Genomic DNA, 6,336 nt, shown 5'->3' with positions numbered 1-6,336 from the left:
CAGCAGGTTCATGCCGAGGAAGCCCGTCGTCACGGTACCGATCAGCCCGAACAGCGTGACCACCGTGAGCCGCACGACGGTGCTGGCCTGCCGTCGCAGGCTGTCGGCGTCGAGGTACGTGTTCATGTCGGCGATGCGCGCCTTGACCTCGTCGTAGAGCGGATCGAGCCCCAGGTGCGCGGTGCACATGTGCGACAGCGCGCGCACCTGCGCCTGCTCCGAAATCTCGTGGAACCAGTAGCGGTGCGTGAAGCGCAGAAAGCGCTCGAAGCTCGAACGGATCGCGCGCTTGAACTGCTTCACGCTCGGTGTGCTGCGGATGTCGAGCTTCTTGAGCGCCTCGACCAGCTGGTCCGAGAACATCAGCAGCGAGGCCTTCTGGAAGTGCGCGATCAGGAACAGCAGGAAGTGCTGGTGCCGGAACTGCGCGAGCACGCCGCGGTCGCGGCAGCAGAAGAATTCGGAATGCGAATCGCCCACCACGATCAGCGCGTGGCCGTTGCACAGGTAGCGCGTATTGGGCGCCGCGCCGGCGTCGACCCAGAAGCGGTCGTAGCAGTAGCGGCGCTCGAAGTCTTCCAGATGCTGCTCCGCGTAGGGCAGGTGGGCCTGTTGGGCCGCGTCGGCCTCTGCGGCACCGGTGACCAGCCCGAGGCGGATGAAGTCGTTGCGCGTGAGGCGTTTCGGATCGTCGAGCGAGAGGTACGCCATCACCGGCATGCGGTAGTACTCGATCTGCCGGTAGCGCAGCACGCCGGGGTCTTCCGAATGGTCGCTCACCAGCGGCTGCATCAAGAAGGCCCAGTGGGCCGAGATGCGCGGTGCGCGGTGCTGCGCCACGTGCGAGAGAAAGGCCTCGCGCTGCTGCGCATCGGAGCGCGCGAGCACGCGGCCGTCGGCGGCCAGCCATTCGACACTCGCCATGCAGTGCAGCGGTGCGCCATCGGCGTCCCAGCCCGCCGGATAGGCGCGGCCGAAGCGGTAGAGGATGTCCTGCGCCTGCGCGAGGCTCAGGTTGTTCACCCCGACTTCGAGGTTGAGCAGCACCACGTCGATGTCGAAGAAGAAGTAGAGGTCGCAGTGCACCACGTCGAGCGTGACCGGCGCGTCGCCGGGCTGCGCCACCACGCGCACCGCCGCGATGTCGTGGCGGCGGAAGATGCGCATCGGCGAATCGCCGTCGTTGCCCGAAGCCGAATCGTCGCCCTTGTTCCTCGAGCGGCCTTCGCCGTAGAGAAAGCGCTGCACGTACGGCAGGAAGCTCACGAACTCGTTGTAGTGCCGCTCGTGGAAGCGGCTGCTGTCGCCGGTGTATTCGTCGACCTCTTCGCGCCAGGGCGAGGCATCGCCCATCTCGCGCAGCACATGCCAGGGGCCGTGGTGCGTGGGCTTGGCATCCGGAGCCGGCACCAGCCGCAGGGGCCAGAGCAGGGCTTGCCTGAAATGCTGCACGGTGGGAGCGCCGGAAAGGGGCGCGTTGGCCTCGGTGGGCATGGTGGCCGCGGGTGGATTCAGCATCGCACCAGTGTAGGCAAAAGGGCCCACCTAGGGGAATCCCTGACTTGGCCTGAAACCGGTTTCATATAAGCTGCAAGCATTGCTTTCGAGGCTTGCGCACGGCCACGCCATGCGCGCCCCACCATGAACTACCAGTTTCAATTCGACGCCGTCTTCGCGGCCTGGCCGCTGCTGCTCAAGGGCACCTGGATCACGATCCAGCTCTCGCTCATCGCCACGCTGCTGGGCCTGGTGGTCGCGATCTTCTGCGCCTGGGGCAAGACCTCGGGGCCGGGCTGGCTGCGCTTCATCGTCAATGCCTACATCGAGGTGATCCGCAACACGCCATTCCTCGTGCAGCTGTTTTTCTTCTTCTTCGCGCTGCCGGCCATCGGCCTGCGATGGTCGCCGCAGACAGCCGCGCTGGTGGCGATGGTGGTGAACCTCGGCGCCTATGCGACCGAGATCATCCGCGCGGGCATCGAGTCGATTCCCAAGGGGCAGATCGAGGCGGGCAGGGCGCTCAACCTCAAGCCGTGGGAAATCTTCCGTTTCGTCATCATCAAGCCCGCACTCAAGGCCATCTATCCGGCGCTCACGAGCCAGTTCATCCTGCTGATGCTGAGCTCGGCCGTGGTGTCGGTCATCTCGGCCGACRACCTGACCTCGGTGGCCGCCAACCTGCAGTCGCAGACCTTCCGCAGCTTTGAGATCTACATCGTCGTGGCCGCCATCTACCTCGCGCTGGCGCTGGCCTTCTCGGCCATGTTCAAGCTGATCTACAGGCGCACGCTCAATTACCCGGACCGCCGCTAACAGGCCACGGACGGAGCAACAACAACCATGCGTACCTTCGGCTTTCCCGAATTCCTTTTCATCCTCGAAGCGGCCCAGTGGACGCTCGCGCTCTCGGCCATCGCGTTCATCGGCGGCGCGGTGCTGGGGCTCATCGTCGCGCTCATGCGCACGTCCGAGTCGACCTGGGCGCGCAATGCCTCGATGGTCTTCATCCAGATCTTCCAGGGCACGCCGCTCCTGCTGCAGCTCTTCCTGATCTTCTTCGGCGCGCCGGTGCTGGGGCTCGACATCAATCCGTGGATCGCCGCGGGCGTGGCGCTCATCCTCAACAGCGCGGCCTTCCTTGGCGAGATCTGGCGCGGCTGCATCCAGGCCATTCCGCGCGGCCAGTGGGAGGCTGCCGAGGCGCTCAGCCTCAAGTACGGCGCACGCATGCGCGATGTGGTGCTGCCGCAGGCCTTCAAGATCGCGCTCGCGCCCACGGTGGGCTACCTGGTGCAGATCATCAAGGGCACCTCGCTCGCGGCCATCATCGGCTTCACCGAGATCACCCGCGCGGGGCAGATCATCAACAACGCCACCTTCCAGCCGCTGATCGTGTTCTCGGTGGTGGCCGCCATCTACTTCGCGATCTGCTGGCCGCTGTCGCTGCTGGCCGCACGCATGGAGCGCAAGCGCGCCCAGGCGCTCGCACGCTGACCATTTTTCTTTCTCGTCGCTTTCTTCCTTTCTTCAGGAGATACATCCAATGACCCGTACCACCACCCGCCGCGCTGCGCTGGCAGCCCTTGGCCTCGGCGYCGCGCTCACCGTGTTCGCACCCTTCGCCTCGGCACAGTCCGTGGCCGACATCAAGAAGAAGGGCGAGATCACCATCGGCATGCTGGTCGACTTTCCGCCCTACGGCACCACCGACGCGAAGAACCAGCCCGACGGCTATGACGCCGACGTGGCCAAGCTGCTGGCCAAGGAGTGGGGCGTGAAGGCCAACATCGTGCCGGTGACCGGCCCGAACCGCATTCCCTTCCTGCTGACCAACAAGGTCGACGTGCTGGTCGCTTCGCTGGCGATCACGCCCGAGCGTTCGAAGCAGGTGCAGTTCTCGCAGCCCTATGCGGCCGCGACCATCGTGCTGTACGGCGCCACCAAGACCCCCATCAAGGCCGCGGGCGACCTGAAGGGCCTGCGCGTGGGTGTGGCCCGCGCTTCGACGCAGGACGTGGCCGTGACCAAGGCCGCACCCGAAGGCACCGAAATCCGCCGCTTCGACGACGACGCTTCCGCCATGCAGGCGCTGATCTCGGGCCAGGTCGATGCGATCGGCTGCTCGGTCACGGTGGCGGCGCAGATCGCCAAGCGCGTGCCTGCCGGCACCTACGAAAACAAGTTCACGCTGGTGCAGCAGTCGATGGGCATCGCGATGCGTCCGGGCCAGGAAGAGCTGCACAAGGCGGTCAACGAATTCGTCGCGAAGAACACGGCGAATGGCGAGCTCAACAAGCTCTATCAAAAATGGCTGCAGGCCGACCTGCCCAAGATGCAGTGAGCCGCCGAGGCTGAAGAAGAAGGAATCCTGGCATGACGACGGAATCGATCATCCGCATGGAAGCGGTCAACAAGTGGTACGGTGAATTCCAGGTGTTGACCGGCATCGACCTGTCGGTGCGCCAGGGCGAGCGCATCGTGATCTGCGGGCCTTCGGGTTCGGGCAAGTCGACGCTCATCCGCTGCATCAACCGCCTCGAGACGGTGCAGAAGGGCCGCATCGTGGTCGACGGCATCGACCTCACGGCCGGCGGCAAGAACGTGGATGCGGTGCGCGCCGAGGTCGGCATGGTGTTCCAGCAGTTCAACCTGTTCCCGCACCTCACCATCCTCGACAACTGCACGCTCGCGCCGATGCGTTCGCGCGGCATGACGAAGGCCCAGGCCGAGGAGGTGGCGATGAAGTACCTCACCCGCGTGCGCATTCCCGAGCAGGCCGGCAAGTATCCGAGCCAGCTCTCGGGCGGTCAGCAGCAGCGCGTGGCGATTGCGCGCGCGCTGTGCATGGCGCCCAAGATCATGCTGTTCGACGAGCCCACTTCGGCGCTCGACCCCGAGATGGTCAAGGAAGTGCTCGACACCATGATCGGCCTGGCCGAAGACGGCATGACCATGCTGTGTGTGACGCACGAAATGGGCTTTGCCCGCAGCGTGGCGGACCGCGTGATCTTCATGGCCGACGGAAAGATCGTCGAACAGGCGCCGCCGGAAGAATTCTTCGGCAATCCGAAGGACGAGCGCACGCGCCAGTTCCTCGGTCAGATCCTCAGTTCCCACCAAGCCCACTGATGTCCTTCGAGATTTTGATCTCTCTGTCGTCCTTCGGCATGGCCGAGGTGGGGCGGCACGGGCAGCTCTGGTGCTCGCAGCTTGCACGCGCGGCCGGCGCCGATTCGGTGGAAGTGCGTGGCGAGATGCTGCGCGATGCGGAGGCCGAGCTTCCCGCATTGAACGGTCTCGCCTCCGTGTATTCCAGCCCMGAGGGCCTCTGGGCCGAGGGCGGCTGGCTCGACAGCGCGGCGCTCAAGCGCGGCATTGCCGCGGCAACGCGCGTCGGCGCGAAGCGGCTCAAGATGTCCATCGGCGATTTCCAGCCTTCTTCGCACGGCTCGTTGTGGGGCCTGAAGGTGGAGCTTGCAGAGACCCGCGTCGAGCTGCTGATCGAAAACGACCAGACCGTGCGCGCCGGCACATTGCCCGCATTGCAGACTTTCTTCGAGGTGGCCGACCGTGCCGGCGTCACGCTCGGCATGACCTTCGACATGGGCAACTGGCACTGGCTTGGCGAGTGTCCGCTGCAGGCCGCGCAGGCGCTCGGCCACCGGGTGCGCTACGTGCATTGCAAGGGCGCGCAGCGCCTGCCGCACAAGTGGGTGGCGGTGCCGCTGGGCGATTCGGTCGCGCCGTGGCGCGCGGTACTGCGCGCCTTGCCCGCCGACGTGCCCCACGCCATCGAATACCCTCTGGTGGGCGACGACCTGCTGGCCGTCACCCGCTCGCAAATCGAATTCATCCGCGCCGCACGGGCGTAGCACCACACATGCCAGAACCCACTGCTTTCGATGTCGCCTTGTTCGGCGAAGCCATGATGCTGCTGGTGGCGGACCGGCCCGGTCCGCTGGAGAACGCAGAGGCGTTCCACAAGCGCACCGCGGGCGCCGAGACCAACGTGGCCATCGGCCTGTCGCGCCTGGGTCTCAAGGTGGGCTGGGCCAGCCGGCTCGGCACCGACTCGATGGCGCGCGCGCTGCTCGCGACCATGCAGGGCGAGGGCATCGACTGCTCGCATGTGATCTGCGACCCCACGCAGCGCACCGGCTTCCAGTTCAAGGGCCGCGTCACCGATGGCAGCGACCCGCCGGTCGAGTACCACCGCAAGGGCTCGGCCGCGAGCCAGATGGGGCCGGCCGACGTGGACGAGGCCTGGCTGCGCTCGGCGCGCCATCTGCACGCGACAGGCGTGTTTGCCGCCATTTCCGACACCAGCCTGCAGGCCGCGCTGAAGACCATGGACGTGATGCGCGCAGCGGGCCGCACGATCTCGTTCGACACCAACCTGCGCCCGACGCTGTGGGCCTCGACCGAGACCATGCGCCACTGGATCAACGAGCTGGCCTCGCGCGCCGACTGGGTGCTGCCCGGCATCGAAGAGGGCCTGCTGCTCACGGGCCACACCCAGCCCGAAGACGTGGCACGCTTCTACCGCGAGCGCGGCGCGAAGCTGGTGGTGGTCAAGCTCGGTGCCGAAGGCGCCTACTACGACAGCGACGTGGCCGGCACCGGCCGCGTCGACGGCTTCCCGGTGAAGGAAGTGATCGACACCGTGGGCGCGGGCGACGGCTTTGCGGCTGGCGTGGTGAGCGCATTGCTCGAAGGCAGGAGCGTGCCCGAGGCCGTGCGCCGCGGCGCCTGGATCGGCGCGCGCGCCGTGCAGGTGCTGGGCGACACCGAAGGCTTGCCGACGCGCGCGCAACTCGAAGAAGCAGGACTCTGACC

General features: G+C 66.4%; 7 protein-coding genes. 6 read left to right on the top strand and 1 reads right to left on the bottom strand.

What is annotated here, in order from left to right:
- Positions 1-1,518 (bottom strand): hypothetical protein (locus AC1DXX_RS18380; protein ID WP_478135637.1); only part of this gene is annotated, 1,518 nt, incomplete at its 3' end.
- A gap of 123 nt (positions 1,519-1,641) precedes the next feature.
- On the opposite strand from AC1DXX_RS18380, the gene AC1DXX_RS18375 reads away from it, so the two are divergent.
- The 6 genes from AC1DXX_RS18375 to AC1DXX_RS18350 are packed head-to-tail and all read left to right on the top strand — an operon-like array spanning position 1,642 to position 6,334.
- The gene (locus AC1DXX_RS18375; RefSeq protein WP_478135636.1) at positions 1,642-2,313 is read left to right on the top strand and encodes an amino acid ABC transporter permease; all 672 of its coding nucleotides are present in this window, start codon (positions 1,642-1,644) and stop codon (positions 2,311-2,313) included.
- A gap of 27 nt (positions 2,314-2,340) precedes the next feature.
- Positions 2,341-2,994: an amino acid ABC transporter permease gene (locus AC1DXX_RS18370; protein WP_478135635.1), complete on the top strand. Its 654-nt coding sequence runs from the start codon at positions 2,341-2,343 to the stop codon at positions 2,992-2,994.
- Positions 2,995-3,043: 49 nt separating this feature from the next.
- A complete protein-coding gene (locus AC1DXX_RS18365) occupies positions 3,044-3,841 on the top strand; it encodes a transporter substrate-binding domain-containing protein (RefSeq protein WP_478135634.1) in 798 nt (265 codons plus the stop codon).
- A gap of 32 nt (positions 3,842-3,873) precedes the next feature.
- The gene (locus AC1DXX_RS18360) at positions 3,874-4,629 is read left to right on the top strand and encodes an amino acid ABC transporter ATP-binding protein (protein ID WP_478135633.1); all 756 of its coding nucleotides are present in this window, start codon (positions 3,874-3,876) and stop codon (positions 4,627-4,629) included.
- On the top strand, positions 4,629-5,372 hold the full coding sequence (locus tag AC1DXX_RS18355) for a sugar phosphate isomerase/epimerase family protein (protein ID WP_478135632.1): 744 nt from the start codon (positions 4,629-4,631) through the stop codon (positions 5,370-5,372). Before AC1DXX_RS18360 ends, AC1DXX_RS18355 begins: the two co-directional genes overlap by 1 nt.
- 8 nt (positions 5,373-5,380) lie before the next feature.
- Positions 5,381-6,334, top strand: coding sequence for a sugar kinase (locus tag AC1DXX_RS18350; RefSeq protein ID WP_478135631.1), 954 nt, complete (start codon positions 5,381-5,383; stop codon positions 6,332-6,334).
- Positions 6,335-6,336: the final 2 nt, after the last annotated feature.

The sequence above is a fragment of the Variovorax sp. P4_B10 genome, from assembly GCF_056402375.1.
Note: the sequence above shows the minus strand (reverse complement) of the source record. Positions and strands in the feature narration are given on the sequence as shown.

Coding starts and splice junctions, on each gene's coding strand:
- AC1DXX_RS18360 (WP_478135633.1), top strand. CDS start 3,874: ATGACGACGGAATCGATCATCCGCATGGAAGCGGTCAACAAGTGGTAC.
- AC1DXX_RS18350 (WP_478135631.1), top strand. CDS start 5,381: ATGCCAGAACCCACTGCTTTCGATGTCGCCTTGTTCGGCGAAGCCATG.
- AC1DXX_RS18370 (WP_478135635.1), top strand. CDS start 2,341: ATGCGTACCTTCGGCTTTCCCGAATTCCTTTTCATCCTCGAAGCGGCC.